Source organism: Mammaliicoccus sciuri, from assembly GCF_002901825.1.
GTDB classification, from domain to species: domain Bacteria; phylum Bacillota; class Bacilli; order Staphylococcales; family Staphylococcaceae; genus Mammaliicoccus; species Mammaliicoccus sciuri.
Map to the genome: position 1 here is coordinate 1 of NZ_PPQD01000014.1, position 1,431 is coordinate 1,431.

Below are 1,431 nucleotides of genomic sequence, written 5' to 3' on the forward strand. Positions count from 1 at the left end.
AACCGGGTTCTAAAGTTGAATTATTTGATAAAGATGGACATAAACTTGGTGAGAAGGACGCTGGAACAGATGGTATCGCACATATACCATTAACTACACCTTTACCTGAAGGTAATATTACAGCTAAAGCGACTGATAAAGCGGAACATCCTAATACATCAGTACCTTCATTACCAGTTAGTGCAACATTTAAAAATTCTATAACGAATAATCCAAACTATGGTGATACACCTATTAATGTGAAACCTGGTTTAAAATTTACTGTTCCTCAAACAGGAGATAAAGATTTACCTCCAGGTACAACATTTGAAGTCCAAAAAAATGGACTTCCGATTGGTTGGACTGTTAATTTTGATGAAACTGGTAATGCTACTGTAACTCCACCGGTTAATGAAACACTTGGTAAAACTGTTTCCATTCCAGTTACAGTTAACTATCCGGATGGTTCTGTGGATGATACATCTATTCCTGTAAAAGTTATTCCGAACCAAGCTCAGGAGCATACACCAAACTATAATAAATCAAATTATATGAAACCTGGCCAAAAAATTGATATCCCTCAAACAGGAGATAAAAATTTACCTAATGGTACAACATTTGAAATTACTAAAAATATTTTGATCCCAGAAGGATATACTGTAGCAGTTGACCCAAATAGCGGTACTGTAACAATTACAGCTCCGTCTCGTGATACATTAGGTTCTGAAATAAACATGCCTATAACGGTGAAATATCCAGATGGTTCTTCCGAAGAAATACATGCTATAGCTTCTGTCCTTCCAAAGGATACTTCTAGTTCTGACTCTGGTTCTGATAGCCAATCTGATAAAGATTCTGGTTCAGACACTAACAGTGGTTCTAACTCTGATACTGATAGTACTTCTGATTTAGACTCGAACTCTGATTCAAGTAGTGATTCTGGTTCTAACTCTGACAGTGGCTCTGATAGCCAACCTAATAGTAGTTCTGATTCGAACACTAACAGTGGTTCTAACTCAGACAGCAGTTCTGATAGCCAATCTGATAAAGATTCTGATTCAGACACTAACAGCGGTTCTAACTCTGATACTAATAGTACTTCTGATTTAGACTCAAACTCTGATTCAAGTAGTGATTCTGGTTCTAACTCTGACAGCGGCTCTGATAGCCAACCTGATAGTAGTTCTGATTCAGGCGCTAACTCTAATACTGGTTCTGATTCGAACTCTGACTCAAATAGCGATTCTGATTCGAACTCAGACAACAGCTCTGATAGCCAATCTGATAAAGATTCTGATTCAGACTCTAACAGTGGTTCTAACTCTGATTCAAATAGCGATTCTGGTTCTAACTCTGACAGCAGTTCTGATAGCCAATCTGATAAAGATTCTAATTCTGACGCTAACAGTGGTTCTAACTCTGGTACTGATAGTACTTCTGATTTAGACTCGA

At 37.5% G+C, this 1,431-nt stretch carries 1 protein-coding gene; it reads left to right on the top strand.

Features of this window, described 5'->3' with window-relative positions:
• A partial coding sequence (locus CD035_RS13860; RefSeq protein ID WP_219728640.1) for a YPDG domain-containing protein occupies nucleotides 1-1,431 on the top strand: 1,431 nt, incomplete at both ends.